This window comes from Microbacterium sp. 20-116, from assembly GCF_041079415.1.
Lineage (GTDB): Bacteria > Actinomycetota > Actinomycetes > Actinomycetales > Microbacteriaceae > Microbacterium.
In genome coordinates, this window is the sequence record NZ_JBFYGP010000006.1 from 1 (window position 1) to 26,157 (window position 26,157).

A 26,157-nucleotide genomic window follows, 5' to 3' on the forward strand; every position below is an offset into this window, starting at 1 on the left:
AACAGTCGGCGGCCTGCGCGGCGCGCGCTGCCTCCGCTGGGCGGTCGGTGACGCGTCGTCTGCCCGTTGAGTGTCCAAAACACCCGGACGTTCCGAAATTTCGTCCGGGTGTTTTGGACACTCGCGAGGTGCGCGGCGGGGGAACGCGCGCACCCGGTCAGGCGCGGCGGCGGCGTGCCCCGAGCAGTGCGGCGCCGAGAGCCGACAGAGCCAGGGCCAGGATGCCGAGAACCACGGGCGCCTCCGAGCCTGTGCCGGCGAGACCGCTGGCGGTGCCGCCGTCCGAGCTCCCCGGCCCGCCGATCGTTCCCGCGGGAGCACCGGGCGTGCCGGAGCCCGTGCCGGGGCCCGTGCCGAAACCGTCACCGTCGCCCGGGGCGGTGCCCGCTCGCACCGTGACGGTCACGGACTGCACCTGTTCGCGGTTGCCCGCCACATCGGTCGAGCGGAACTGCACGACGTGGTCGCCGGCGCCGGTGAGGGTCACGCGGGAGCCGGCGGTCCATGTGGTTCCGTCGAGCGAGTACTCGGTCAGGGCAACGCCCGAGGTGGCATCCGTCGCCGCGAACACCACCGTGGCTTCGGTGGGGGCCAGAGCCTGGAACACCGCGGCCGGCTGCATCAGGCGCCGCAGGGTCGAGGGCTCCTCGACCGAGGCCGCGGTGGTCGGGGCGGCGGTGTCGATGCGGACGGGCAGGGATCCGGCGACCTCGGGCACCTCACGGCCGTTCCACAACGCGCGGTAGTCGACGGTGTGGTCGCCGTCGGCGGTGATCGTGAAGTCGAGGTCGTCGCTCCACGCCCCGCCGTCGAGGCGATGCTGCACGACGACGTCGCTGTTGCCGTCGTGGTACAGCGAGACCGAGACGGGAGCGGTGGTGTGCCAGCCCGAGGCGTTCGGGGCCGTCTTCACTGCCGGGTCGATGTGCACGATGCCGCCGGCCTCGGGCACGAAGATCTCGGGGATCTTGAGATACGACCCGGGGGTCGCGAAGGTGAGGCGCAGACCCGTGGCGAGGACCTTCGGGAACGACAGCGTCGTCTCGGTGCCGTTCGTCACGGTGGGCGCGTCACCCGTGAGAGGCAGCGGCTTCCACTGGTTCTCGTGGTAGTCCCGGTACTCCAGCGAGACGCCGGCGATCGATCCCTCGATGTTCGTGAAACGCACCTCGTTCAGGCGGTGGATCTCGAACGTCTCCATCGTGAAGGTCGCGGTGTCCTTGTAGCCCGCGTCGGTCCAGGTCGACCATGCCGTCCCCAGTCGGCCGTCGCACGCGTTCGAGGCGGGCATCGTGGCCCACTTCGTCTGGTGGAAGGATGCCGACACCTGGGCGTCGCCGCCGCGGCACACGTTCACGGCCGAGGCGCCGCCCCACACGTCGACCTCCGAGATCGACTGCCACGTGTTCGCCTCGCTCGTCAGACGCAGTCGCAGAGCGCTCGCTGCCGGAAGCGTCCGGGCGTTGATCACGGCCGTGGGGGCCGGGGTGCTGGCATCCTGAGCGAGGGTCGCCTCGACCGTGGTGTCCTTCCACGCGCCGGCCGGGTCGCGGTACTGCACCTGGATGCGCGAGGGCCAGGTCGCGGTCGAGCCGTCCTTGTACGTGTGCACCACGATCGAGTCGAAGGTGCGGTCCGTACCCCAGTCGAACTGCAGCCAGCTGTCGCGCGGATAGCCGTTGCCGGTCCAGTCGTCCCAGCCCTTGGCCGTGGGATTGTCGTCGGTGAGCGTGCCGACGAGGTCGTTGCGGCTCGACGCGGTGACGGTCGCCTCGGGGGCGATGTCGGCGACGCCGGGCTCGGCGACGGTGATCGTGCGCTGGAACGTGCGACCGGCGGTGAAGCTCGCGTCGGCGGCGAGAGTGCCGGTGATGGTCTGGGGGCCGAGCGCGCTCGTGTCGATCGTCGACCACGTGACGGCGACCGGGGCGGTGCCGGCGGAGGTGGTGATGGGGACGCTGGCCGGCAGCTGCGGGGTGGCGCCACGTCGGACGTTCTGGGGGAGCGCGGCGGTGTCGGCCTTCCAGGTGCCGTGACCGAAGCCCTTGTCATCCCAGTAGGAGGCATCCCAGCCGTCGCCGTAGCGCGCGGGATCCTCCGCCGCGGGGTTGTGCATCTCCAACCGGCCGTTCTCGCCCACGGTGAGCGGGAGCCAGACGTAGGTCGAGTCGGACTTTCCCTCGTTCCAGCGATCGCCCATGTAGACGAACTTGCCGGGCTCGAGCTCGAACACGTTCGTCGTCTGCGAGCCGAAGGTCGAGCGGCGCACGTCGCCGATCGAGAGCAGGCCGTCGCCCCCGTCGGGGATGGCTTCGTACGAGACGGTCTCGTTCACGTCGTTCGCATCGACACCGCGGATCCACGTGCCCATCAGGTTCTTCGTGGTGTAGTACGTCTGCGGGTTGGGTGCCCAGCCGGTCGCCCCGGAGGTGACGACGCTGTAGGTGCCGTCGCGCTCGAAGATCGCGGGGGCCTCGAGGTGGCCGCATTCCTTGACGATCTGGAAGTCGGTGCCGCGCTTCGGCGCATCGGGCGTACCGTCGGCGAACACGTAGGGGTACCGGCCGTCCTCGGAGTACTGGTTCACGTCGAGGGTGTCGCGGTCTGTGGTGTGCGTGACGTTCGTGTAGCTGTCGTCGAGCGCGGCGACGTAGAGGCTGTAGTTCTCCTCCGACGAATACGAGATGTACGCCTTGCCGTCGTCGTCCTGGAACACCGTCATGTCGCGCGCCTGACCGGGCACCGCGTACTGCGTGCACGCCTGGTAGTCGGTGCGGTTGGGCATGCGGAAGGCGCCCGTCATGCGGAAGGGCCCCGCGGGGGAGTCTGAAACGGCGACCGCCGCCATCGATCGGGCATAGGTGCTGCCGCCGGGTTCGATGCGTCCGTCGGCGTGCCACCACATGACCCACTGGCCGGTCTTGTTGTTGTGCAGCACCTTGGGGCGCTCGAAGATCGCGGTGTAGTCGGAGTTCTGCGTCGAGTTCAGGTGGTAGGCCAGGGCATCGATCTTCTCGGTGCGCGGCTGGCCGTTCTCGTCGACGGTGTCGTAGAGGTCCTCGAAGTAGGGCGTGAGGAGGTCGTCGCGCGTCGAGATGCTGCGCAGGGCGTCTCCGAGGTTCGTCCAGTTCTTGGCATCCGTCGACCGGTAAACCGCCACGCCGGGGCTGTTCCAGTAGCCGTTCGTGCGGTCTTCGCCGTACCAGTAGTAGACGGTCTGGCCGTTCTCCTCGGTCGTGACGACCTGCCCGCCGTGCGCCTGGATGTGCCGGCCGTCGGTGTCGAACCACTTCGGCTGGAAGTAGTCGGTCGCGCCGGAACCCGGATCAGCGAGCGGCTGGAAGGTCGTATACGTGACGGGTGGGTCGACGCGGGGGACGCCGTCGTTCGGATCGGTTGGGACACCGGCTGCCGCGCTCGCCGCGAGGGGGGATGCCAGGGCGGTGGCGAGCAGAGCGGCCGTGGCGGCGGCCAGCAGGCGGGAGGTGAGCGGGCGTCGAGGCGTCATTGCGTCTGTTCCGATCCGCGCCGCGACGGTGCGGCGCTGGGCGACCCGGGGGTCGAGGGGGTGTTGACGTCAACACTATGGGCCGGCGGTGCGCGGCGTCCAGGGGGGATTTGCGTGGACGCTGGCCGGGGGCGGCGCGTCGCTCGCCGCCCGCGCACCCACGTCGAGTGTCCAAAACACCCGGACGTTTTCAAATTTCGTCCGGGTGTTTTGGACACTCAACAGGCGGGCGACGCGACACGGCGGACCCGGTGCGGAGCCACGGGAAGGGACGCGTCATGGCGCCGTTGCCGCCCGCGCACCCACGTCGAGTGTCCAAAACACCCGGACGTTTTCAAATTTCGTCCGGGTGTTTTGGACACTCAACAGGACGGCGGGCGACGCGACGCGCGGAGCCTGGCGCGGGGACACGCGAAGGCGCGGCGCGGGGGACGCGAAGGCGTGACGCGGGACACGCGAAGGCGCGGCGCGGGGACACGCGAAGGCGCGACGCGGCCCCACGTCACGACGTGAGTGTCCGAGAAACGCCGTCGGCGCGGGGGCCGACGCGGCGTGTCTTGGACACTCGACGGAGGGGGCGCGTTCCCCGCAGCGCGTTACAGCGCGTCGACCACCCGCGACGCCAGTCCCGCGTACGCGGCGGGGGTCAGCGCGAGCAGGCGCTCTTTCGCGGCGTCGCCGATGTCGAGGCCGCGCACGAACTCGGCCAGCTCGGCCCCGCCGACGCGGCGGCCGCGCGTGAGGTCCTTGAGCAGCGCGTAGGGGTCGGTGATCTGCGAGCGGCCCGCGGCGATCTCGGCGCGCACGACCGTCTGGATCGCCTCGGCGAGCACTTCCCAGTTCACGTCGAGGTCGGCCAGCAGCACGTCTTCGGCGAGCGAGATCTCGGTCAGGCCACGCTGCAGGTTGTCGAGCGCGAGCAGAGAGTGCCCGAAGGCGACGCCGATGTTGCGCTGGGTCGTCGAGTCGGTGAGGTCGCGCTGCAGGCGGCTCGTCACGAGAGTGGATGCCAGGGTGCCGAACAACCCGCCCGCGATCTCGAGGTTCGCCTCGGCGTTCTCGAACCGGATCGGGTTGATCTTGTGCGGCATGGTCGATGACCCGGTGGCGCCCGCGACGGGGATCTGGGTGAAGTACCCGAGCGAGATATACGTCCAGATGTCGGTGGCGAGGTTGTGCAGGATGCCGCCGGCGTGACGGGCACGGTCGTAGAGCTCGACCTGCCAGTCGTGCGACTCGATCTGTGTGGTGACCGGGTTGAAGCCCAGGCCGAGCGACTCGATGAACGCGCGCGTCAGCTCGGGCCAGTCGACGTCCGGCTCTGCGGCGACGTGCGCCGACCAGGTGCCGGTGGCTCCCGAGAACTTCGCGAGGTACTCGCCGGCATCCAGTTGACGGATGACGCGCTCGAGGCGCCACGCGAAGACGCCGATCTCTTTGCCCATCGTGGTGGGCGTGGCCGGCTGGCCGTGGGTGCGCGAGAGCATCGCGGCGTCGCGGTGCTGCTTCGCGAGCTCGGCGAGTGCGGCCGTGACCGAACGGAGCTTGGGCAGCCACACGCGTTCGACCGCGCGCTGCACGGTGAGGGCGTAGGCGGTGGAGTTGATGTCCTCGCTGGTGCAGGCGAAGTGCGTCAGCTCGGCGAGGGCGGTGAGGCCGAGGGTGTCGAGGCGGTCGCGCACGAGGTACTCGACGGCCTTCACGTCGTGGCGGGTGACCGCCTCTTTCTCTTTCAGCCACGCGATCTCGTCGGCGCCGAACTCCTCGTACAGCGCGCGCAGGCGGGTCCGGTCGTCGTCGGAGACGGGAGAGGTGCCGAACAGCGAGCGGTCGGTGAGTGCGAGGAGCCATTCGACCTCGACCTCGACGCGGGCGCGGTTAAGCCCGGCCTCCGACAGGTAGTCGCCGAGCTCTGCGACGGTGGCGAAGTATCGGCCGTCGAGGGGGCTGAGGGGCTGCGGGGGCAGAGAGGACACGGGTCTCCCGGGGATCGCGCGAACGGGTCAGCCCGCGGAACGGATGGCGGGCTCGAGCTGTCGGAACAGGGCTCGGCTTGCGCGTTCGATCATACCGAGCACCTCGTCGAACATCGGGGCCCCGGCGTAGTACGGGTCGGGGACGTCGAGGGTCTCGGCATCCGTCAGGAAGGACTGCAGCAGCGCGATCTTGTCGGCGTCGTCGTCGTCACGCGCCCACCCGCGGAGCACGCGTTCGTGGCTGCGGTCGAGGGCGACCACGAGGTCGTTGCGCTCGAAGTCGGCGTACTGGAACTGGCGGGCGCGGTGCGACGAGCCGTCGTAGCCCAGGCGCTCGAGGGCCGCGAGGGTGCGGTGGTCGGCGCGTTCGCCGACGTGCCAGTCGCCGGTGCCGGCCGACGTCGACGCGATGTGCGCTCCGAGACCGGACGTGTGGGCGATGCGGCGGAACACCACGTCGGCCATCGGTGAGCGGCAGATGTTGCCGCTGCAGACGAACACGACGCGGAACGGCGCGTCGGGGTTCGCGGTCATCCCTCCATCATGGCGGTGATGAGCCCCGCGCGCATCAGCGGCGTTCGCGCTCCTCGCGCCGCGGGCGCAGGATGCCGCCGAGCACGGCGTTGATGATGCCGATGACGAGCGCCGCGACGACCGTCAGCCAGAACTCGCCGGTGCGCAGGCCCCAGTCCCAGTTCTCGGTGATGACGCCCGTGAGCCACAGCAGGAAGCCGTTGATGATCAGCGAGATGAGCCCGAGGGTGAGGATGTAGAGCGGGATCGCGGCGATCTTGACCACGGTGCCGATGATCGTGTTCACCAGGGCGAAGATGAGCCCGACCAGCAGCAGCGTGAGCAGCACCTGGAACCACTCGCCCGGCGCGAACGGGATGAGCCGCACCTGCAGGGCGGGCAGCAGGGTGACGATCCAGATGGCGAAGGCGTTGACGGCGACGCGGACGACGAAGCGCATGCCCCCATCGTGGCACGCACCCGCTGGAGCACCACGGCCTTGTGGAGAGCTCGCGGCTCTCCCCATCGTGGGGAGGAGCGGGTCGGAAAAGTCGGACTGACGCGCGCGGCGGGCCCCCGGTTAGGCTCGCGGGGTGAGTGAAGAGCCGGTTCTGCCCCGTATCCGCCCCGAGATCGCCGCCCTGCCCGCGTACCGCCAGGGGCGACAGGCCAGCCCCGACGCCTTCAAGCTCTCGAGCAACGAGAACCCCTTCGAGCCCCTCCCCGGCGTCCTCGATGCGGTCGTCGCGGCGGGAGCGTTCAACAGATACCCGGATGCCACGGCCGCACGCCTGCGCGAGCGTCTCGCCGCGCGGTACGGCGTCTCGCCCGACGAGGTGCACGTCGGTGCCGGCAGCGTCTCGGTGCTCGCGCAGCTGCTGCTGGCGACCTCGGGCCCCGGCGACGAAGTCGTCTACGCCTGGCGCTCGTTCGAGGCCTACCCCTCGCTGGTCGCCGTCGCGGGCGCGAAGAGCGTGCAGGTGCCGTTGACGGCGGACTCGCGTCACGACCTTCCCGCGATGGCCGCCGCCGTCACCGAGCGCACGCGCCTCGTGATCGTCTGCAGCCCCAACAACCCCACCGGCCCGACCGCCGGCTACGACGAGTTCGCTGCCTTCGTCGACGCCGTGCCGCGCGATGTGCTGATCGTTCTCGACGAGGCCTACGCCGAGTTCGTCACCGACCCCGACTCGGTCGAGGGCAGCCGCGTGCGCGCCGTGCTCAACCGGCCGAACGTGGTCGTGCTTCGCACCTTCTCGAAGGCGTACGGTCTCGCGGGTCTGCGCATCGGCTACGCGATCGGCCACACCGGCGTGCTGAACGCCGCGCGCAGCACCGCGATCCCGCTCTCGGTCACCGCTGCCGGCGAGGCCGCGGCGATTGCGAGCCTGGATGCCGAGAGCGAGCTGCTGCACCGCGTGAAGGTCATCGCCGATCGCCGCGACCGGCTGGTCGACCGCCTGCGCGAGGCCGGGTGGGACGTCCCCGACGCGCAGGGCAACTTCGTGTGGCTCGCCGCCGGCGACCGCACGGTCGAGGTCGCCACCGCTTTCGAAGAGGCCGGGCTCATCGTGCGCCCCTTCCCGGGCGACGGCATCCGCATCTCGATCGGCGAAGAGGAGTCGCTCGACCGCGTGGTCGAGGTCGCCGCGGCCGCCGCCGTGCGCTGACCCGCGGGGGCGCCTTTGTCGATCGGGCACGTCGGATTCCGGCATCCGTTGTGCACCTCATGCGGTCGCGCGCATGGGTCGCGCGTTAGCGTGGGACCATGACCCCGCTCGACGATCCCGCTCTCGTGCGCGTTCTGGCAGCCGACGGCACGCTGGCGCCCACGCCCGCGGCCGAGCGCTACCTGCCGCTCATCGACGCCCTCAGCGACGCCGAACTCGAGACCTTCTACCGCGACATGGTGTCGATCCGCGCCTTCGACGTGCAGGCGACCAACCTGCAGCGTCAGGGCCAGCTGGCCCTATGGCCGCCGTCGTTCGGGCAAGAGGCGGCGCAGGTCGGCTCGGCTCGCGCGGCCCGCGCGCAGGACCACATCTTCCCCTCGTATCGCGAGCACGTGGTCACCCGCATTCGCGGCGTCGACCCGCTCGACATCATCCGGCTCATGCGCGGACTCACCCACGGCGGGTGGGACCCCACCGACCCGAAGAACGGCAACACCCACATCTACACGCTGGTCCTCGGTGCGCAGACCCTGCACGCCACGGGTCTGGCCATGGGCCTGTTGTTCGACGGCAAGAGCGGCAGTGGCGACCCCGATCGCGACGAGGCCGTCATCGTCTACTACGGCGACGGTGCCTCCAGCCAGGGCGACGTGCACGAGGCGATGGTCTTCGCCGCCAGCTTCCAGACCCCCGAGGTCTTCTTCCTCCAGAACAACCAGTGGGCCATCTCGGTGCCCGTCGCCACGCAGTCGCGCTCGCCGCTGTACAAGCGCGGCGAGGGCTACGGCATCCCGAGCCTCCAGGTCGACGGCAACGACGTGCTCGCCAGCTACGCCGTGTCGAAGGTCGCCCTCGACGAGGCGCGCGCGGGCGGCGGCCCCCGCGCGATCGAGGCGATGACCTACCGTATGGGCGCGCACACCACCAGCGACGACCCCACGAAGTACCGCACCTCCGACGAAGAGAAAGCGTGGGCCGGGCGCGACCCGATCGCCCGTATGCGTGCGTTCCTCGAGGCCCGCGGCGCCTCGCAGCAGTTCTTCGACGACGCGGATGCCGAGGGTGCCGCCCTCGCCGACGACGTGCGCGTGCGCACGAACGAGCTCGGTTCGATCCCCCGCGCGCACATGTTCGACAGCGTCTACTCCGAGGCGCACGCGCTGATCTCCGAGGAGCAGCGCTGGCTCGACGACTACGAGGCCTCGATGGAAGGGGGCGCGCAGTGACCGAGAACATGCCCATCAGCCGCGCCCTGAACGCCGGTCTTCGCCGCGCCCTCGAGACGGACGACCGCGTCCTGCTCATGGGCGAGGACATCGGCCCGCTCGGCGGCGTCTTCCGCGTGACCGAGGGCCTGCAGAAGGACTTCGGCCCGCGTCGCGTCATCGACTCCCCGCTCGCCGAGTCGGGCATCGTCGGCACCGCGATCGGCCTGGCGATGGGCGGTTTCCGCCCCGTCCTCGAGATCCAGTTCGACGGCTTCGTCTTCCCCGCCTTCGACCAGATCACCTCGCAGCTGGCGAAGATCACGAACCGCCACGAGGGCGCCGTGCGCATGCCCGTCGTCATCCGCATCCCCTACGGCGGGCACATCGGCGCGGTCGAGCACCACCAGGAGAGCCCCGAGGCGTACTTCACGCACACCGCGGGACTCCGGGTCGTCAGTCCGTCGAACGCGAACGACGCCTACTGGATGATGCAGCAGGCGATCGCCTCGCCTGACCCGGTGATCTTCCTCGAGCCGAAGGCGAAGTACTGGCAGAAGGGCGAGGTCGATACCGAGGCGCCCGCGCTGCCGCTGCACGCCAGCCGCATCGTGCGCCGCGGCACCGACGTCACGCTCGTCGGCCACGGTGCGATGGTCACGACGCTGCTGCAGGCCGCGGCGCTGGCCGAGAGTGAGGGCACGAGCTGCGAGGTCATCGACCTGCGCTCCCTGTCACCCGTCGACTACGGTCCGTTGCTCGACTCGGTGCGCCGCACCGGCCGCATGGTCTACGCGCAAGAGGCCCCGGGCTTCACCTCGCTCGGCTCCGAGATCGCCGCGACCGTGATGGAGAAGGCGTTCTTCGCCCTCGAGGCGCCCGTGCTGCGCGTGTCGGGCTTCGACGTGCCCTTCCCGCCCGCGAAGCTCGAGGGCACCTACCTGCCCGACGCCGACCGCATCCTCGAGGCCGTCGACCGGTCTCTGGCCTACTGACCCGCTCTTCCTCTCCCCGCCATGAACCGCGAGACTGCATCTCGCTGACGAAACAGCGACAACCTGCCACCGTTTCGTCAGCCGATTGCCGTCTCGCGAGCAAAGGACACCCCGTGACCGAGCAGACCTTCGTTCTCCCCGACGTCGGAGAGGGCCTCACCGAGGCCGAGATCGTGCAGTGGCGCGTGGCGCCCGGTGACAGCGTCGCCGTCAACGACGTGATCGTCGAGATCGAGACCGCGAAGTCGCTCGTCGAGCTGCCGTCGCCCTACTCGGGGACGGTCGGCGAGCTCCTGGCATCCGAGGGCTCCACCGTCGAGGTCGGCGCCCCGATCATCACGATCGGATCGACGGATGCCGGCACCCCGGCGCCCGCGGCCCCGGTCAGTGTCCCCGAGCCCAGCGACCCCGGCGGAGCGGTGCTCGTCGGTTACGGCACGGGTGGGGCGGTGTCGTCGCGTCGTCGCAAGCCCGCCGAGCGCCCCGTGAAGGCCTCGGTCGGCGTGGTCGCGAAGCCCCCGATCCGCAAGCTCGCGCGCGACCTGGGCGTCGATCTCTCGGCCGTGACGCCGAGCGGCCCCGCGGGTGAGGTGACCCGCGACGACGTGGTGAAGCACGCCGAGCAGGCGAGCGTCTTCCGCAACATCGAGACGCCCGCGTGGGGCGCGGTGCGTGAGGAGACGATCCCGGTGTCCGCTCCCGCGGCGCCCGCGCCCGTGGCATCCGCCCCTGCCTCCGACGCCCGCGAGGAGTCGATCCCCGTCCGGGGCGTCCGCAAGGCGACCGCGAACGCGATGACCTCGAGCGCCTACTCGGCGCCGCACGTGTCGGTGTGGGTCGACGTCGACGCCTCGCGCACCATGGAGCTCGTCAAGCGTCTCAAGGCCTCACCCGACTTCGCCGACGTCAAGATCTCGCCGCTGCTGATCATGGCGCGCGCCGTGATCTGGGCCCTGCGTCGCACGCCGATGATCAACGCCGCGTGGGTCGACACCGAGGACGGCGCGCAGATCTCGGTCCGCCACTACGTCAACCTCGGCATCGCCGCGGCGACCCCGCGCGGCCTGCTGGTGCCGAACATCAAGGACGCGCAGTCGATGAATACGCGCGAGCTCGCCAAGGCGCTCGAGCACCTGACGCTCACGGCGCGCGAGGGCAAGACGAGTCCCGCAGACCAGACCGGCGGCACGTTCACGATCACCAACATCGGCGTGTTCGGAGTGGATGCCGGCACCCCGATCATCAACCCCGGCGAGGCGGGCATCATCGCGCTCGGCGCGATCCGCCAGAAGCCGTGGGTCGTCGACGGCGAGGTGCGCCCCCGCTGGGTGACCACGGTGTCGGGCTCGTTCGATCACCGCGTGGTCGACGGTGACGGGATCTCGCGGTTCATCGCGGATGTGGCATCCGTGCTGGAGGAGCCGGCGCTGCTGCTGGACTGAGTTCGCGGATACGGTCCCCGGCGCAGCCGGAAGTCTGCTCGAACAGACGGCTGCTCACACCGGGCGACGTGTCGCGCGCCCGCCTCGAGACCCCGGGAACCGCGCATGTCGCGCACCTGAACAACGCCGGAGCGTCGGATGCGACGTGCTCTCGGGCACGGGACGCGAGTTCTTGCGCAGCCCCCGCGGCGCCGGCTTCCTGTACGTGCGCGAGAGCTTCCTCGACCGCATCGAGCCGCCCTTCCTCGACCTGCACGCGGCACGCTGGACGGGCCCCGACAGCTACGTCGTGCGCGACGATGCCCGTCGGTTCGAGAACTGGGAGACCAACTACGCGGGCAAGATCGGTCTCGGTGTCGCCGCCCGGTACGCGGCGGGCTGGCGGCGCGACGGGATCGGGCCTCGGCAGCACGGCATCGGTCCCCGACGATTCGCCGTGATGAGGCCGCCCGGCCGGCGAGAGTCAGGGCAGTGACGGGTGCTCCCCGGCGATGTTCGACGTCATCCGGCCGCTCGACGTCTGCGCCGCTCCGCGCGGCGTGCCTCACCCTGTCGTCAGGTGCTCGCGGGCGACCTCGACGAGGATCTGGTGCATCGCGCGCTCGCCCGGGGGCCGTACGCGGTCGCTGCGGTGGGCGACGACGACGCGCCGTGAGGGCGCTTCCTGGCCCAGGCTGACGATCCTCACGTCGGGCCGCGCGGACTGCACCGCGGTCCGTGGGGCCAGGGCTACGCCGAGTCCGACGCTGACCATCGCGAGCGCCTCCTGATAGTCGTTCGCCTCGAAGGCGATCGTCGGAGTGAACCCGGCTGCGCGCGAGCTGCGTTCCAGCACTTCGGCGACCGGATGGTCGCGTTTGCGAACGATCCACTCGTCGTGTCGCAGCATCGACATGCTGACCTGTCGGGCTCGGCCGAGACGGTGATCTTGCGAGACGACGAGCACGGTGGGGTCCTCGAAGAGCGGGGTCACCGACAGGTCGGGTTCGTCGATGCGGTTCCATTCGTAGTCCCACAGCAGCGACAGGCCGATGGTGTTCTCGAGCAGGGACGCCACGAGCTCGTCGAACCTCGCACTCTGCACGTCGAGCCGGACCTGCGGATAGTCACGGCGGAAACGGCTGATGGCGATCGGCATGAGCGTGCTGCCGATGGTCGGGAAAGTCCCGACCGCGATCCTTCCGCGGCGAAGGCCGGCGAGCTCGCCCAGTTCCGATTCGGCGGCTTGCAGACGGCGGAGGATGTAGCGAGCGTGCCCCGCGAGGAGGGCCCCGGCCTCGGTCGCGATCACGCCGCGGGGCTGCCGGCGGACGAGCGGCTGGCCGACCTCCTGCTCCAGGCGCTGCAATTGCTGCGAGAGAGCCGACGTGGAGTAGCCCAGCGTCTTCGCGGCAGCCGTCAGGGAGCCGCTGTCGAGGATGGTCACGAGCACGGAGAGGCGACGAACGTCGAGCATGGAACCTCCGACTTTTGTGTACAGCCTCCCGGCCTTCGGTAAATGTGCGTTAAGCAAACCTACATGCATAGCAGTGCGCTGAGGCCGTCGTCACAGCCCATATCCACTCGCAAAGAGCGTTTTTGCCGACCTAGTGAGGGTTAAGCAAGACAGTACCCCAATGAAGCAAGTGACTGTTTTTATGAACCTTCGCTCGGACGAGTATGGAGCCCGATCCACCGAGGAGGCTTTGATGCTCGACATTCCTGCGACGCTCATGCGAGGCGGAACCAGCAAGTGCTGGGTCTTCCGCCGAGACGACCTGGAACGGGTCGGCGCCCCGATCGACGAGGTGCTCCTGCGCTTGTACGGTAGCCCCGACGGACGGCAGATTGACGGGATCGGCGGCGGCACCTCCACCACCAGCAAGGCCGTCATCCTCGCACCCAGCCGGCGCGACGACGCCGACATCGACTACTCCTTCGCCCAGATCGGACTCGCCGATTCCCGCGTGGACTGGTCGAGCAACTGCGGCAACTGTTCCGCGGCGATCGCGCCGTATGCATTGCACGCTGGATGGCTCCGGCCGAGAGGAGAACGAACGGCCGTCCGCATCCACAACACCAACACGGGCCAGCTCATCGTCTCCGACGTGCCCACGCCCGGCGGAAACTTCTCCGAGTCGGGAGACGCGCGAATTGCGGGCGTCCCCCACGCGGGGCTCGCGGTCACGCTGTGGTTCGTCGATCCGGCTGGTCGAACGACGGGCAGCCTGCTCCCCACCGGTCGGACGGCCGAGTCGATCGGCGGCGTGCCGGTGACGCTCATCGACGCGGGCGCGCCGGTCGTCGCCGTGATGGCCGCATCGCTCGGGCTCAGCGGGTTCGAGAGCCCGGCCGACATCGACAGCCGCCCCGACCTCCTGGCCCGGATCGACGGCATCCGGCGCGAGGCGGCGGTGCGCATGCGTCTGGCCACGACTCCGCAGGAGGCGGCGAAGGCGATTCCGAAAGTCGCACTCGTGTCCGCTCCGCGCGGAGACGACCACGATCTCGGCGTGGTCATGATGTCGATGGGAAAGACCCACCCCGCCCTGGCGATCACCGGCAGCGTCGCCCTGACGCTGGCCGCGACCACGGAGGGCACCGTCGTCCATCGACTCGCCGCATCTCGCGAGCCGGGGGCCGTCTCGTTCCGGACGCCGTCAGGCGTCATCACCACCCAGGCGGGGCGCCGAGGCGAATCGCCGGCGGTCGGCGTCGTGCGCACGGCACGTCGACTCGCCGATGCGTCCGTCACGCTGCCGACCGAACAACTCGTCGGCTTCGCTCCGGCCCTGGCCGAAACCGCCGTTCTCGTTCCATGATCAATTCGGCGGACAACCGGTAACGCGGACGTTCGCCTCCATCCTCGGGAGACAAAGATGTCACCAGAACTCATTTCCATCCTCGCCCTCTTCGCGATGGTCGTCATCGCGACGCTTCGTCCGATCAACATCGGCATCCTGGGCTTCATCGGCACGTTCCTCGTCGGAACGCTCGTCCTCGGACTAGACGAGAAGCAGATGCTGGCGGGGTTTCCCGCCGACCTCTTCCTCACGATCGTCGGCGTGACCTATCTCTTCGCCGTCGCCAAGCTGAACGGCACCGTCGACCTCATCGTCGACCGTGGGGTGCGTCTCGTCCGGGGGCGCACCGCGCTCGTTCCCTGGGTGCTGTTCGGCGTCGCCGCACTCCTGACGGCGATGGGAACCTTCCCGCCTGCCGCGGTCGCTCTCGTCGCCCCTGTCGCGCTCAGTTTCGCGGCGAAGCACGGGATGGATCCCCTGCCGGTCGGAATGACAGTCGTGTACGGCGCGCTTGCCGGTTCGCTATCGCCGATCTCGGTGCTGGGGCTTCTCGTCAGTGGCATGGTCGGAGACGTCCCTGGGTTCTCCCCGATCGTGCTCTTCGTCACGGCTTTCGTGTACTCGACGCTCATCGCGGTCCTCACCCAGGTGTTCTTCGCTTACAAAGCCCGAATCACCGGTTCTCGACACAGCGCCTCAACGGCCGACGGATTCGTTGGGACGGGCGGTGCGGTCCGCGGCCCACGTGTGCCGGCCACCGGCAACATCTCGGTCGATAGCGTGTCGGGGGGCGCGACCATGACACTGACCGAAACCTTGCAGACCACGCGCCTTAGGGTGACACCCGCCCAGGTGCTGACCCTTCTCGCGCTCGTTTCGCTGGCCGTCGGCGCGATGGTCTTCCACCTCGACATCGGCATCCTCGCGCTCGTCGCGGGAACGATCATCGCCTTCATCGAGAAGCGCCACCTCACGGCGGCCGTCGAGGGCATCAGCTGGTCGACCATCCTGCTGGTCGCCGGAATGATCACGTACATCAGCATCGTCGAGGAGGCCGGTGCGATCGAATGGGTCGCCAGCGGCATCGGCAGCCTGGGTTCTCCCCTGATCGGCGTGCTCATCCTGTGTGTCATGGCCGGCATCGTCTCCGCCTTCGCGTCGTCGACAGCCGTCATCGCCATCTCGATCCCGATGCTGCTGCCTCTGATCGAGAGCAGCCCGGTCGCAGGAGGCATGGCGATCTCCGCGGTGGCCATCGCCGCGAAGGTGGTCGACGTCTCGCCCTTCTCCACGAACGGCGCACTCGTCCTCGCGAACGCGCAGAACGTCGATCCGGCTGCCTTCTACCAGCGGATCCTCCGCTACTCCGCGGTCATCGTGCTCGTCGGGCCCCCGCTGGCGTGGGGGGCACTGGTCGTACCCTTCTCGCTCTGACGATTGCAAGCTGTGCCGGGTGGCTGCTGACGCCACCCGGCTCCGTCATCGACGGCGAGATGCGCGATGATCCGTGCCGCCGACGCCGAAGACCCCGGCTGGGTTCCTCCCACGCGAACACGGCCTCCCACGCTGCGTTCGTCGAGATCGGCGACAACGACGACGCGCCGGCTGCGCGGCACGGTCTGCACCGCCGTTCACGCATCGGTGCGCGCACCTCCAGCGCAGAGCGCATGCGGGAGATCTTCGCCGAGCACGAGGTGATCGTCGAGGCGGTGATCGCCCCGGTGACGCTGAAGCAGCATCGGCGGCGGCGCTCGACCACGCCGAGAAGGCGCGCGCGATCACCTTGGCGCGCTCGCTCGCCTCATTTTCCGGGCAGGGAAGGCCGCTTCTCGATCGGCGTCGATCGCGTGGGAATGAGCAGCGCCAGCACCAGCGCGACCGCCGCGGCTCCGATTCCCAACAGGAACGACACCTGGAACGCCTGCGAGGTCGGGACGCGGGTGTCGCCGTCGCCGGTCGAGAGGGTCGCGAGCACGACGCCGACGATCGCGGCGGCCGTGCTCGTCCCGAGCGAGCGCGCGAGGGCGTTCAGGCCGTTCGAGGCGCCCGTCTCGCTCGGCGGCACCGCGCGCATGATGAGCATCGGCATGGCCGCATAACCGAACCCGATCCCGAAGCCGATGAGGATGTTCGCGACGACGAAGTGCCAGACCTCGGTCGAGAAGATCAGACTGAAGCCGTACGCGAGGATCAGCGAGATCGAGCCGGCGACCAGCAGCACCCGGGGGCCGATCGTGCGGGCGAGGGTGCCCGAGATCGGCGAGAGCACCATCATCACCAGGCCCGACGGCATGACGACGAGGCTCGCGGCCAGCAGCGACAGGCCGAGTCCGACGCCGGTGGCGACGGGCAGCTCGAGCATCTGCGGGTACGCGACGTTCGAGGTGAACAGGGCGAAGCCCATCGCGACGGATGCCAGATTGGTGAGCAGCACGGGGCGGCGGGCCGCAACCCGCAGGTCGAGCAACGGGTTCTCGACACACAGCTCGTACCAGCCCCAGACGAGCAGGATCAGGATGCCGCCGATGGCGAGGCTCAGCGTCAGCGGCGACGTCCAGCCCCACGAGTTACCGCGCGAGATGGCCAGCAGCACGCCGATCAAGCCGATCGCGAGGCCGACGGCGCCGAGGTAATCGAAGCGCCCCGCGGTGCGGAGCACGCTGACGGGGACGATCCAGAGGATCAGGACGAAGACGAGCGCGCCGAGGGCGCCGGCGATCCAGAACAGCCAGTGCCAGTCGGTGTTCTCGGCCACGAGCGCGCTGATCGGCAGACCCAGGGCGCCGCCGACGCCGAGGGTCGCGCTCATGAGCGCGATCGCGCTGTCGACGCGGTTCTCGTGCAGAACGTCGCGCATGATCGAGATCCCCAGCGGCACCACGCCGACGACCGCCCCCTGCAGGGCGCGACCGATGATCATGCCGATGATCCCGGTCGACAGTGCGGCGACCACCGAACCGAGCATCATCACGACCAGCAGCACCAGCACGATGCGGCGCTTTCCGTACATATCGCCCAGGCGGCCGGCGATCGGGGTGATGACGGCCGCAGCCAGCAACGTCGAGGTCACGACCCAGGCGGTGTCGTCGCGCGAGGCGTTCAGCAGCTGCGGCAACTGCGACTGGATGGGCACCACGAGCGTGAACATGAACGACGAGCACAGGCCCGCGAGGGCCAGGATCGCGACGATCAGACCCTGCGGGCTGTTCCGGGACAATCTTTTACGCGCGTTTTCATCCCGTGACATCGCCCCCCAGGCTACGCCCGCACTGAGAGCCCCGGGCTGCGCTCCGCGGGTAGGCGGCGGTCGGGGATGATCGCCGATGCCTCGGCATCCACCCAATCCATTACCCCGCATGACAGCCCGTTACCGGCCGTAACGCCTCGACTTCGGCATCCGCTGTGTCCGTGGTGGCCTGGAGCTATGACTTCTCGCACCTCCCGCCTGGCCACGATCCTCGGCGCCTCCACCGCAGCCCTCCTCCTCACCCTCACCGGTTGCGCCGGGGGTGCGGCATCCGGAGGCGACTCCTCCCGCCTCGTGCTCGGAGCCGACGACGGCAACGAGACGCACTGGACGGTGCTGAAGCAGAAGCTCGCCGACGAGGGCATCGACCTCGAGGTGCGCACCATCAACGACGGCGTGCAGCTCAACCAGGGCGTGCAGGACGGTGAGCTCGACGGCAACCTCTTCCAGCACCTCATCTACCTGTCGCAGTTCAACGTCGAGAACAACGGCTCGCTCGTTCCGGTCGGCGCAACCGCGGTGTACCCGCTCGCGCTGTACTCCGAGCAGTACACCGACGTGAAGGACCTGCCCGAGGGCGCGAAGGTCGCGATCCCCAACAACCCGACCAACCTCGCCCGCGGCCTGCTCAACCTGCAGACGGCGGGGCTGCTCACCCTCAAGGACGGCGGCAACGCCCTCTCGACCCCGGCCGACATCGTCTCGACCAAGGTCGAGCTGCTGCCCGTCGACACGAACCAGACCGTGACCGCGCTCAAGGACGGCAGCGCTCAGGCCGCGATCGTCAACAACACGCAGGCGCAGAAGGGCGGGCTCGGCGACGAGCTCATCATCTTCAAGGAAGACCTGAACAACCCGCAGCTCGCGCCCTACATCAACGCCTTCGTCACCCGCGACGACAAGAAGGACGACCCCCGCTGGGCCAAGCTCGTCGCCGCGTACCACTCGCCCGAGGTCGAGGCCGCGGTCACCGAGCTGAACCAGGGCAACCTGCAGTTCAAGACCGAGTGGACCGCCGCGCAGCTGCAGGACGAGCTGACGAGCCTCGAAGACGCCCTCAAGGCCCAGAAGGGATGACCGCGGTCATCGAGCTGCGGGGCGTCACCAAGAGCTTCCGCACCGATCGCCGCTCCACCACCACCGCGGTCGACGACGTGTCGTTGACCGTGGAGGAGGGGTCGATCGTCGGCGTCATCGGATACTCCGGAGCCGGCAAGTCGACCCTCGTGCGCCTGCTGAACGGCCTCGAGCAGCCGACGTCGGGCACCGTCGAGGTGCTCGGCGTCGACGTGGGAGCAGCGTCCGAGGCGAAGCTGCGCGACCTGCGGCGCCGCGTCGGCATGATCTTCCAGCAGTTCAACCTGTTCACCTCCCGCACGGTGGCGGCCAACGTCGCCTACCCGCTCAAGGTCGCGGGCTGGAAGAAGGCCGACCGCGACAAGCGCGTCGCCGAGCTGCTCGACTTCGTCGGCATCGGCGACAAGGCGAAGCAGTACCCGCGGCGCCTGTCGGGCGGGCAGAAGCAGCGCGTCGGCATCGCCCGCGCGATCGCCACCGACCCGCGGATCCTGCTCGCCGACGAGGCGACGAGCGCCCTCGACCCGCAGACCACGGCCGAGGTGCTCGACCTGCTGCGCGAGATCAACCGACGCCTGGGCATCACCATCGTCGTCATCACGCACCAGATCTCGATCGTGCACGAGCTGTGCGACCAGGTGATCGTGATGGAGGGCGGCCGCGTCGTCGACAGCGGCGACACGTACCGCGTCTTCGCCCACCCGCGCGCCGAGCTGACCAAGCGCTTCGTCGCGGCGGTCACGCAGGGCGTCCCGTCGGGTGAGGCGCTGGCGGCACTCGCCGCGGGCGGCGGCGACCTCGTCAGCGTCGAGGTGAACGAGTTCTCGAGCGAAGACGTCTCCGAGGTGTTCCACCGCCACGGCGCGCGCCACTCCGTGGTCTATGGCGGAGTCACCGACGTGCTCGGCAAGCAACTCGGCACGCTCACGTACCGGGTGCACACCGAAAATCTGGATGCCGTCGTGAACGAGCTGCGTACGCATACCGACGTCGTCGTTCCCACCGTGGAGGCCCGCGCATGAACAAGTGGGACACCCTCACCCCGGTGCTGCTGCAGTCCATCGGCGAGACCGTCTACATGGTCGCGGTCTCGCTGCTCATCTCGGGCCTCGCGGGCCTGGTCATCGGCGCGCTGCTGTACGCCACGCGGCCGGGCAACCTGTTCGAGAACCGCGTGGTCTTCGCCGTCGCGAACCTCGTGATCAACCTCATCCGCCCGATCCCCTTCATCATCTTCCTCACCGCCGTGGCCCCGGTCACGCGCGCGGTGACGGGGACGACTCTGGGGACGGATGCCGCGATCGTGCCCATCACGATCATGGCCACGGTCGTGATCGCCCGCGTCGTCGAACAGAACCTCGTGGCGGTCGACCCGGGCACCGTCGAGGCGGCTCGGGCCGTGGGTGCGCGCCGCATCGGCGTGCTGTTCGGCGTCGTCATCCCCGAGGCCCTCGCCCCGCTGATCCTCGGCTACACGTTCATGTTCATCGCGGTCGTCGACATGTCGGCGATGGCCGGATACATCGGCGGCGGCGGCCTCGGAAACTTCGCCATCATCTACGGCTATCAGCAGTTCAACCAGCAGGCGACGTGGGTGACCGTGGCGATCATCGTCGTCATCGTGCAGGCGGGCCAGCTGATCGGCAACGCGCTCGCGCACCGCATCCTGCGCCGCTGACGCGGATCGGCTCGCACGGCGCGGCGCTCGCGCCTCGGCATTCCGGCGGCTGCCCACACACGCCGCTCTGCCTCACGGCGGGGCGGCGTGTTCACGACACCGGGCACAGAACACCGGATGCCGGGGACTCGGCGCGCATATCCGTCGCTCGGGCGGTCGAGGTCACGGTCGCGGCCTCGTACCCATTGCGTTCCGTCCGATACCGTTTCTTTCCCTATGGTACCTTTCGTTGGTCTACATCGGTCCGCGGCTGCCCGAGGTCTCGGCGCGAGCGGTGAGGGGTGGGCGCACTCGCGTTGAGTTACCGCAGTCAATGAGTCCAGATGAGAGGTCGGACGGGATGTCTAAGAGTTTGAGGTGGGGGCGACCGGTGCTGCCCGGGGTCCTGGTGGGGGTGCTCGCACTGTCTGTTCCGACAGCGGCCTCCGCAGCGGACGTCACTAGCATTCCGGTCGGCAAAGGACCGTTGTCGGTGGCGGTGTCCAAGGATGGGGCTGTGGCATACACCGCCGACTTGGATAATAAGACGGTGTCGCGGATCACAGATCTGGCGGCTGCGACTCCGAAAGTCGTGAGCATCCCCATTGGTGTGGGCCCCCGCGCGGTGGCGGTTTCTCCGGACGGGAATGCGGTTTTTACGGCCAACTCCGACGCGAACACCGTGTCACGGGTCACCAATCTGACCGCAGTGACGCCGACCGTCACGAGTATCCCGGTCGGCACGAGACCCTGGTCGGTCGTTGTGTCCCCCGACGGCGCGGCCGTGTATACCGCCAACGTGGGCGATAGCACTGTGTCGCGCATTACGAATCTGACTGCAGCGACTCCCACTGTCGCGAGCATTGGGTTAGGGAAAGGCGCAGTATCTGTGGCGGTATCTCCCGACGGGGCTACTGTCTACACGGCCAACGGCCGCGACAACTCGGTGTCGCGAATAACAAACCTCACTTCGACGAACCCGACGGTGGCTCACATCCAGATCGGCTCGAGCGTCGACGCCGTGGCGGTGTCCCCTGATGGGGCGACTCTGTACGCTGCCAGTCCCCAGACGTTGCATCGGATTACGAACCTGACCGCCGTCACCCCGACCGTGAGCGACATCTCCATCGGGGTCCAGGCGAAGTCGTTGGCGGTCTCACCCGATGGAGCGACGGTCTACACCGCTAATCCCTTCAGCAACACGTCGACGCAGATCACGAACCTGTCCAGTGCGACCCCCACCGTGACCAGCACCGGCGTCGGAAGCTACCCCTACTCCGTCGCGGTGTCCCCGGACGGATCCGGTTTCTACACTGCGGATTACTCGGACAATGCGGTGTCGCGGGTGTCGTCGACCGCCGCGCCGGCATTCACGGCGGCCGCGCCGCCCGCGGCAACGGCGGGATCGGCGTACTCGTACACGTTCACCGCGTCGGGTAGCCCCGCTCCGACGTTCTCGGTGGCGGCGGATGACACTCTCCCCGCCGGGCTGACCCTCGATGCCACCACTGGCGAACTCTCGGGTACTCCCACCTCTTCCGGGACCAGCACGTTCCGAGTCGTTGCGAAGAACTCCGCCGGTGAGGTCACGTCGGATCTAATCACGTTCACCGTCCGCGAGAAGCCCGTGTTCACAGCGGTGGCACCGCCCGCGGCGGAGGTGGGTTGGGCGTACTCGTACACCTTCACCGCGTCTGGGTATCCCGCCCCGACGTTCTCGGTGGCGCAGGGTGACACTCTCCCCGCCGGTCTGACGTTGGACGCCACCTCTGGTGAGCTTTTGGGTACTCCTGCTGCGGCGGGAACGAGCACCTTCCAGGTGGTTGCCGAGAACTCCGCCGGTCAGGTCACATCGGATCCGATCACGTTCATCGTTCAAGAGGGTCCGGCGTTCACCGCGGCTGCACCGCCTGTTGCGACCGTGGGAACGGCCTACTCGTACACGTTCGCCGCGTCGGGCACCCCCGCGCCGACCTACAGCCTCGCGTGGGGGAGCACTCTTCCCGCCGGCCTGAGCCTGAACGCCACCACCGGTGAACTCTCCGGTACGCCCACGGCAGAAGGCTCCAGTACGTTCCAGATTGTGGCCGCGAATTTGGCGGGGATGGAGACGTCTAATCCGATTACGTTCACCGTGCAGGCGTCACCGGTGTTCACCGCGGCCGCTCCGCCGGCTGCGGTGGCGGGTTCGGAGTATTCATATTTCTTCGCCGCGTCGGGTTACCCTGCGCCGACCTACAGCCTGGAGACGGGAGACGCCCTCCCCGCGGGCCTCACCTTGTATCCCGCGACCGGCGAGCTCGCGGGCATCCCCACGACGGCGGGCACGAGCACGTTCCGACTTGTCGCGACGAACGCTGCAGGCAAGGTGACGTCGGACCTGATCACATTCACCGTGCAGGATGACCCGGCGTTCACAGCGGCGACTCCTCCTGCGGCGGTCGAAGGGTCGGCGTATTCGTACACGTTCGCCGCGTCCGGTGTCCCTGCACCGACGTTCAGCCTGGCGACGGGGGACGCTCTCCCGGCCGGTTTGACGTTGAACGCGACGACTGGTGAGCTTTCCGGTACACCCACCACTGCGGGGACGAGCACGTTCCGGGTGGTCGCAACCAACGCCGCTGGTTCTGACACGTCGGATCCGATCACGTTCATCGTGCAGGCGCCACCGGTGTTCACCGCGGCAGCTCCGCCGGCAGCGACAGTCGGGACGGTGTACTCGTACACCTTCGCCGCCACGGGCACTCCTGCTCCGACTTTCAGCCTGGCGACGGATGATGCCCTTCCTGCGGGTTTCACCCTGGACGCGACCACGGGCCAGCTGACGGGCACTCCCACGGCTGCGGGCTCGAGCACGTTCCGAATCGTTGCGGCGAACGCTGTGGGGACCGTGACCTCGGATCCGATCACGTTCGTCGTGAGGCCGGCTCCTGCCCCCTCTCCGTCGCCCACGCCCTCGGCGGTAGCAGACAGCTCCGCGGTCTCGCCGGCTGCCGCACTGGCGGTCACCGGCATGGCGGGAGTATCGGTCGCCTTCACCCTCGCGGTGATCCTCGTCGCCGCGGGCATCGTGGTCCTTTTCACCCGCCGACGTCGCCGCAAGAACAACAACCCCACGCCGTAAAAGCCCCTGTGGCAACCGGCCCCGACAGGAGGGGCCAGCCCGCGGGCTGGCCCCTCCTCCATCGTTGATGTCGAGCTCGTCAGCGTCCAGAGGCGGAGGATCGACCGACCTATGTGAACTGACGGGTAGCGGGAGACGGCGTCTGCGGCGGCCGCTCCCAGAATCACGCGATGCGATCCCCGACGCGACCCGAGGCTGAGAACCTCGTATGCGCTACGCTCTGAGTTTGAGAACGATTATCAACGGCGATACGGTTTCCGTATGAACCGTCGCTTCCTCGCCCCCGTCCTTCTCGGGACCGTCTCCGTTCTCGCGCTCGCCGGTTGCGCCGGAGGCACCGCCTCCCCCGCGTCGTCGGACTCGTCCGCAAAGATCAAGGTCGTGGCATCCACTGACGTCTACGGCTCCATCGCTCAGGCGGTCGGCGGGGACTACGTCGACGTCGCCTCGATCATCACCTCGCCCAGCCAGGACCCGCACGAGTACGAGGCGAGCGCGCAGGACCAACTGACGCTCAAGAACGCCGGCCTCGTGATCGAGAACGGCGCCGGCTACGACGCCTTCATGGAGTCGCTCATCCAGGCCAGCGGCACCACGGCCCCGGTGCTCACCGCGGTCGAGTACAACCACGACTACCCCGGCTCGAAAGAGCACTCCGACGACGCGAGCCCGGCGCCCAGCGAGAGTGCCGACGACCATGGCCACTCGGACGAAGACGGCCACGCCCACATCGAGGGCTTCAACGAGCACGTCTGGTACGACCCGCACACGGTCGAGGACCTCACCGAGGCCATCGCCGAGCAGCTCGGAACGCTCGCCCCCGAGCACGTGGCCGACTTCAACGCGAACGCCGAGGCCTTCACCCAGCAGATCGCCGGCCTCGAGGACTCCCTCGACGCGATCAAGGCGAAGGATGCCGGCAAGAAGATCTTCGTGACCGAGCCGGTGCCCGTGTATTTGACCACGGCGGCGGGCCTCGACAACGCGACGCCCAACGAGTTCAGCGAATCGGTCGAAGAGGGCCAGGACGTCCCGCCCGCGACCCTGCTCGAGTCGCTGCAGCTGCTGGACTCGGGCCAGATCGGCGTCATGATCGTCAACCCGCAGACCGGCGGCGCCGAGGTGACGCAGGTGCAGAACGAGGCGAAGGCCAAGAACATCCCCGTGATCGAGTTCACGGAAACGCTCCCCGAGGGTCAGACTTACATCTCGTGGATGCAGAGCAACATCACGGCGCTGTCCGACGCGCTGGCGGCGTGAGCGCGGCCGCACCGCTGCGCGTTCGCGGCGCCGCCCTCGAGAGGGGTGGCCGTGAGCTGTGGGCCGGGCTCGACCTCGAGGTCGAGCCCGGCGAGCTCGTCGCCGTGCTCGGCCCGAGCGGCTCGGGCAAGACGACGCTGCTGCGCGCGATTCTGGGGCTCGAGCGGTTGAGCTCCGGCTCGATCGAGGCGCTCGGAGCCCCCGTGCGCCGCGCCGGTAACCGCCGCATCGGCTACATCCCGCAGCAGCGTCCGCTCCCGCGCGAGACGCCCCTGCGCGGCCGCGACATCATCGGTCTCGGGGTGGACGGGCACCGGCTCGGCCTGCCGCTGTCGCGAAAGAAGGACCGCGCGCGCATCGACGAGTTGCTCGAGGCGGTGGGGGCCACCGCCTTCGGTGACCGGCCGGTGGGTCTGCTCTCGGGCGGAGAGCAGCAGCGCCTGCGCGTGGGCCAGGCTCTCGCGGACGACCCCGCCCTGCTGCTCTGCGACGAGCCGCTCACGAGTCTCGACCTGGCCAACCAGCAGGCCGTCGTCCGGCTCATCGACCGTCACCGCCGCGAGCGGGACGCGGCCGTCCTGCTGGTCACGCATGACATCAACCCGGTGCTCTCGCGCGTGGACCGCATCCTCTACATCGCCAACGGCCGCTTCACCCTCGGCACACCCGACGAGGTGCTCACGACCGAGACGCTCTCGGCCCTCTACGGCGCCCCCGTCTACGTCGTGCGCGCGGGCGGTCAACTGATCGTCGTCGGAGCGCCGGATGCCGACGAAGCCCACCACCATCACCACGACGAGGACGACGCATGAACTGGTCCGACGTCGGCAACGCCCTGTTCGGCGGGGTGAGCCAGTACGGCGCGATCCTCGAGCTCGTGCAGAACTCCGTGTACGCGGGAGCCGTGCTCGGCCTCGTCGGCGGACTCATCGGCGTCTTCGTCATGCAACGCGACATGGCCTTCGCCGTGCACGGCATCAGCGAGCTGTCGTTCGCCGGCGCCGCCGTCGCCCTGCTCGTCGGTGTCGATGTGGTCTCGGGATCGATCGTGGGCTCGCTCATCGCGGCGGCTCTCATCGGAGTGCTGGGCGCCCGCGCGCGCGATCGCAACTCGATCATCGGCGTGCTCATGCCGTTCGGTCTCGGGGTCGGCATCCTGTGCCTGTCGCTCTACAACGGACGCAGTGCCACCCGCTTCAGCCTGCTCACCGGCCAGATCGTGTCGGTGCAGAGCGAGCAGCTGGGGTGGCTCGTCGTGATCGGCGTCGCGGTGTTGGTCGCCCTGCTGCTCATCTGGCGCCCGTTGCGCTTCGACTCGCTCGACCCGCAGTCGGCCGCGGCCCGCGGCGTGCCGACCACGGCGGTGTCGCTCGCGTTCATGCTGCTGCTGGGACTCATCGTGGCGGTCGCCGTGCACATCATCGGTGCCCTGCTCGTCATGGCGCTGCTGGTGACTCCGGCCGCGGCGGCGATGCGGGTGGCATCCGGTCCGCTGTCGGTGCCGCTGCTCGCGGCGCTGTTCGGTTTCGTCTCGGCCGTGGGCGGGGTGCTCCTGGCCGTAGCCGGGACGCTGCCGGTGAGTCCGTACATCACGACCATCTCGTTCGCGATCTACCTCGCGTGTCGTCTGGTGGGTGCGCGACGCGACCGGACGACCCGCGCCCTCTGAGCCGTCCGGCCGGGGCGGGAAGGGCTCC

The 26,157-nt window shown here is 69.0% G+C and carries 20 protein-coding genes; 14 read left to right on the forward strand and 6 right to left on the reverse strand.

What is annotated here, in order from left to right:
* Nucleotides 1-157: 157 nt before the first annotated feature.
* The 4 genes from AB6V29_RS12030 to AB6V29_RS12045 all read right to left on the reverse strand — a co-directional run bounded on the left by AB6V29_RS12030 (nt 158) and on the right by AB6V29_RS12045 (nt 6,457).
* Complete coding sequence (locus AB6V29_RS12030; protein ID WP_369358879.1) at nt 158-3,508, reverse strand: discoidin domain-containing protein; 3,351 nt, start codon at nt 3,506-3,508, stop codon at nt 158-160.
* 596 nt (nt 3,509-4,104) lie between these two features.
* The gene (gene purB, locus AB6V29_RS12035) at nt 4,105-5,484 is read right to left on the reverse strand and encodes an adenylosuccinate lyase (protein ID WP_369358881.1); all 1,380 of its coding nucleotides are present in this window, start codon (nt 5,482-5,484) and stop codon (nt 4,105-4,107) included.
* 27 nt (nt 5,485-5,511) lie between these two features.
* Nucleotides 5,512-6,018, reverse strand: a complete 507-nt coding sequence (locus AB6V29_RS12040; RefSeq protein ID WP_210076739.1) for a low molecular weight protein-tyrosine-phosphatase — start codon at nt 6,016-6,018, stop codon at nt 5,512-5,514.
* 34 nt (nt 6,019-6,052) lie between these two features.
* Complete coding sequence (locus AB6V29_RS12045; RefSeq protein ID WP_369358882.1) at nt 6,053-6,457, reverse strand: phage holin family protein; 405 nt, start codon at nt 6,455-6,457, stop codon at nt 6,053-6,055.
* 133 nt (nt 6,458-6,590) lie between these two features.
* Here AB6V29_RS12045 and AB6V29_RS12050 point away from each other — a divergent pair, with 133 nt between their 5' ends.
* From AB6V29_RS12050 to AB6V29_RS12070, 5 genes are all read left to right on the forward strand, one after another.
* Entirely contained in the window at nt 6,591-7,667 is a 1,077-nt protein-coding gene (locus AB6V29_RS12050) for a histidinol-phosphate transaminase (RefSeq protein ID WP_369358884.1), read from the forward strand.
* Between the two features lie 98 nt (nt 7,668-7,765).
* Nucleotides 7,766-8,896 (forward strand): thiamine pyrophosphate-dependent dehydrogenase E1 component subunit alpha, encoded by a 1,131-nt coding sequence (locus tag AB6V29_RS12055; protein WP_369358886.1) that lies wholly within the window; start codon nt 7,766-7,768, stop codon nt 8,894-8,896.
* An 8-nt stretch (nt 8,897-8,904) separates the two neighbouring features.
* Nucleotides 8,905-9,870 carry an alpha-ketoacid dehydrogenase subunit beta gene (locus tag AB6V29_RS12060; RefSeq protein WP_369359111.1) on the forward strand — a complete coding sequence of 322 codons (966 nt, stop codon included), beginning with the start codon at nt 8,905-8,907 and terminating at the stop codon, nt 9,868-9,870.
* A gap of 113 nt (nt 9,871-9,983) precedes the next feature.
* A complete protein-coding gene (locus tag AB6V29_RS12065) occupies nt 9,984-11,312 on the forward strand; it encodes a dihydrolipoamide acetyltransferase family protein (RefSeq protein ID WP_369358888.1) in 1,329 nt (442 codons plus the stop codon).
* On the forward strand, nt 11,269-11,787 hold the full coding sequence (locus AB6V29_RS12070) for an aminotransferase class V-fold PLP-dependent enzyme (protein ID WP_369358889.1): 519 nt from the start codon (nt 11,269-11,271) through the stop codon (nt 11,785-11,787). The genes AB6V29_RS12065 and AB6V29_RS12070 overlap by 44 nt, the downstream gene beginning before the upstream one ends.
* 69 nt (nt 11,788-11,856) lie before the next feature.
* Here AB6V29_RS12070 and AB6V29_RS12075 read toward each other — a convergent pair whose 3' ends face one another.
* Nucleotides 11,857-12,768, reverse strand: a complete 912-nt coding sequence (locus AB6V29_RS12075) for a LysR family transcriptional regulator (RefSeq protein ID WP_210076750.1) — start codon at nt 12,766-12,768, stop codon at nt 11,857-11,859.
* A 232-nt stretch (nt 12,769-13,000) separates the two neighbouring features.
* Between AB6V29_RS12075 and AB6V29_RS12080 the strand changes: the two genes are divergently transcribed.
* Entirely contained in the window at nt 13,001-14,113 is a 1,113-nt protein-coding gene (locus AB6V29_RS12080) for a PrpF domain-containing protein (RefSeq protein WP_307313844.1), read from the forward strand.
* A gap of 57 nt (nt 14,114-14,170) precedes the next feature.
* Nucleotides 14,171-15,529: an SLC13 family permease gene (locus AB6V29_RS12085; protein ID WP_307313841.1), complete on the forward strand. Its 1,359-nt coding sequence runs from the start codon at nt 14,171-14,173 to the stop codon at nt 15,527-15,529.
* Between the two features lie 367 nt (nt 15,530-15,896).
* Here AB6V29_RS12085 and AB6V29_RS12090 read toward each other — a convergent pair whose 3' ends face one another.
* Nucleotides 15,897-17,342 carry an MFS transporter gene (locus AB6V29_RS12090; protein ID WP_369358892.1) on the reverse strand — a complete coding sequence of 482 codons (1,446 nt, stop codon included), beginning with the start codon at nt 17,340-17,342 and terminating at the stop codon, nt 15,897-15,899.
* Nucleotides 17,343-17,519: 177 nt separating this feature from the next.
* On the opposite strand from AB6V29_RS12090, the gene AB6V29_RS12095 reads away from it, so the two are divergent.
* The 7 genes from AB6V29_RS12095 to AB6V29_RS12125 all read left to right on the forward strand — a co-directional run bounded on the left by AB6V29_RS12095 (nt 17,520) and on the right by AB6V29_RS12125 (nt 26,129).
* Nucleotides 17,520-18,419, forward strand: coding sequence for a MetQ/NlpA family ABC transporter substrate-binding protein (locus AB6V29_RS12095; RefSeq protein WP_369358894.1), 900 nt, complete (start codon nt 17,520-17,522; stop codon nt 18,417-18,419).
* Nucleotides 18,416-19,441, forward strand: a complete 1,026-nt coding sequence (locus AB6V29_RS12100; protein ID WP_307313834.1) for a methionine ABC transporter ATP-binding protein — start codon at nt 18,416-18,418, stop codon at nt 19,439-19,441. Before AB6V29_RS12095 ends, AB6V29_RS12100 begins: the two co-directional genes overlap by 4 nt.
* Nucleotides 19,438-20,097, forward strand: coding sequence for a methionine ABC transporter permease (locus tag AB6V29_RS12105; RefSeq protein WP_307313831.1), 660 nt, complete (start codon nt 19,438-19,440; stop codon nt 20,095-20,097). The genes AB6V29_RS12100 and AB6V29_RS12105 overlap by 4 nt, the downstream gene beginning before the upstream one ends.
* A gap of 868 nt (nt 20,098-20,965) precedes the next feature.
* On the forward strand, nt 20,966-23,200 hold the full coding sequence (locus AB6V29_RS12110; protein WP_369358896.1) for a putative Ig domain-containing protein: 2,235 nt from the start codon (nt 20,966-20,968) through the stop codon (nt 23,198-23,200).
* 261 nt (nt 23,201-23,461) lie between these two features.
* Complete coding sequence (locus AB6V29_RS12115; protein ID WP_267788645.1) at nt 23,462-24,460, forward strand: metal ABC transporter solute-binding protein, Zn/Mn family; 999 nt, start codon at nt 23,462-23,464, stop codon at nt 24,458-24,460.
* Entirely contained in the window at nt 24,457-25,272 is an 816-nt protein-coding gene (locus AB6V29_RS12120; protein WP_141378000.1) for a metal ABC transporter ATP-binding protein, read from the forward strand. Before AB6V29_RS12115 ends, AB6V29_RS12120 begins: the two co-directional genes overlap by 4 nt.
* The gene (locus AB6V29_RS12125) at nt 25,269-26,129 is read left to right on the forward strand and encodes a metal ABC transporter permease (protein WP_141378002.1); all 861 of its coding nucleotides are present in this window, start codon (nt 25,269-25,271) and stop codon (nt 26,127-26,129) included. Before AB6V29_RS12120 ends, AB6V29_RS12125 begins: the two co-directional genes overlap by 4 nt.
* Nucleotides 26,130-26,157: the final 28 nt, after the last annotated feature.

What these genes read in the sequence shown, in the direction of transcription:
- AB6V29_RS12030 (WP_369358879.1), bottom strand. Translation starts at nt 3,508, where the DNA reads ATGACGCCTCGACGCCCGCTCACCTCCCGCCTGCTGGCCGCCGCCACG.
- AB6V29_RS12040 (WP_210076739.1), bottom strand. Translation starts at nt 6,018, where the DNA reads ATGACCGCGAACCCCGACGCGCCGTTCCGCGTCGTGTTCGTCTGCAGC.
- AB6V29_RS12045 (WP_369358882.1), bottom strand. Translation starts at nt 6,457, where the DNA reads ATGCGCTTCGTCGTCCGCGTCGCCGTCAACGCCTTCGCCATCTGGATC.
- AB6V29_RS12055 (WP_369358886.1), top strand. Translation starts at nt 7,766, where the DNA reads ATGACCCCGCTCGACGATCCCGCTCTCGTGCGCGTTCTGGCAGCCGAC.
- AB6V29_RS12060 (WP_369359111.1), top strand. Translation starts at nt 8,905, where the DNA reads ATGCCCATCAGCCGCGCCCTGAACGCCGGTCTTCGCCGCGCCCTCGAG.
- AB6V29_RS12070 (WP_369358889.1), top strand. Translation starts at nt 11,269, where the DNA reads ATGTGGCATCCGTGCTGGAGGAGCCGGCGCTGCTGCTGGACTGAGTTC.
- AB6V29_RS12075 (WP_210076750.1), bottom strand. Translation starts at nt 12,768, where the DNA reads ATGCTCGACGTTCGTCGCCTCTCCGTGCTCGTGACCATCCTCGACAGC.
- AB6V29_RS12080 (WP_307313844.1), top strand. Translation starts at nt 13,001, where the DNA reads ATGCTCGACATTCCTGCGACGCTCATGCGAGGCGGAACCAGCAAGTGC.
- AB6V29_RS12085 (WP_307313841.1), top strand. Translation starts at nt 14,171, where the DNA reads ATGTCACCAGAACTCATTTCCATCCTCGCCCTCTTCGCGATGGTCGTC.
- AB6V29_RS12090 (WP_369358892.1), bottom strand. Translation starts at nt 17,342, where the DNA reads ATGTCACGGGATGAAAACGCGCGTAAAAGATTGTCCCGGAACAGCCCG.
- AB6V29_RS12095 (WP_369358894.1), top strand. Translation starts at nt 17,520, where the DNA reads ATGACTTCTCGCACCTCCCGCCTGGCCACGATCCTCGGCGCCTCCACC.
- AB6V29_RS12100 (WP_307313834.1), top strand. Translation starts at nt 18,416, where the DNA reads ATGACCGCGGTCATCGAGCTGCGGGGCGTCACCAAGAGCTTCCGCACC.
- AB6V29_RS12105 (WP_307313831.1), top strand. Translation starts at nt 19,438, where the DNA reads ATGAACAAGTGGGACACCCTCACCCCGGTGCTGCTGCAGTCCATCGGC.
- AB6V29_RS12115 (WP_267788645.1), top strand. Translation starts at nt 23,462, where the DNA reads ATGAACCGTCGCTTCCTCGCCCCCGTCCTTCTCGGGACCGTCTCCGTT.
- AB6V29_RS12125 (WP_141378002.1), top strand. Translation starts at nt 25,269, where the DNA reads ATGAACTGGTCCGACGTCGGCAACGCCCTGTTCGGCGGGGTGAGCCAG.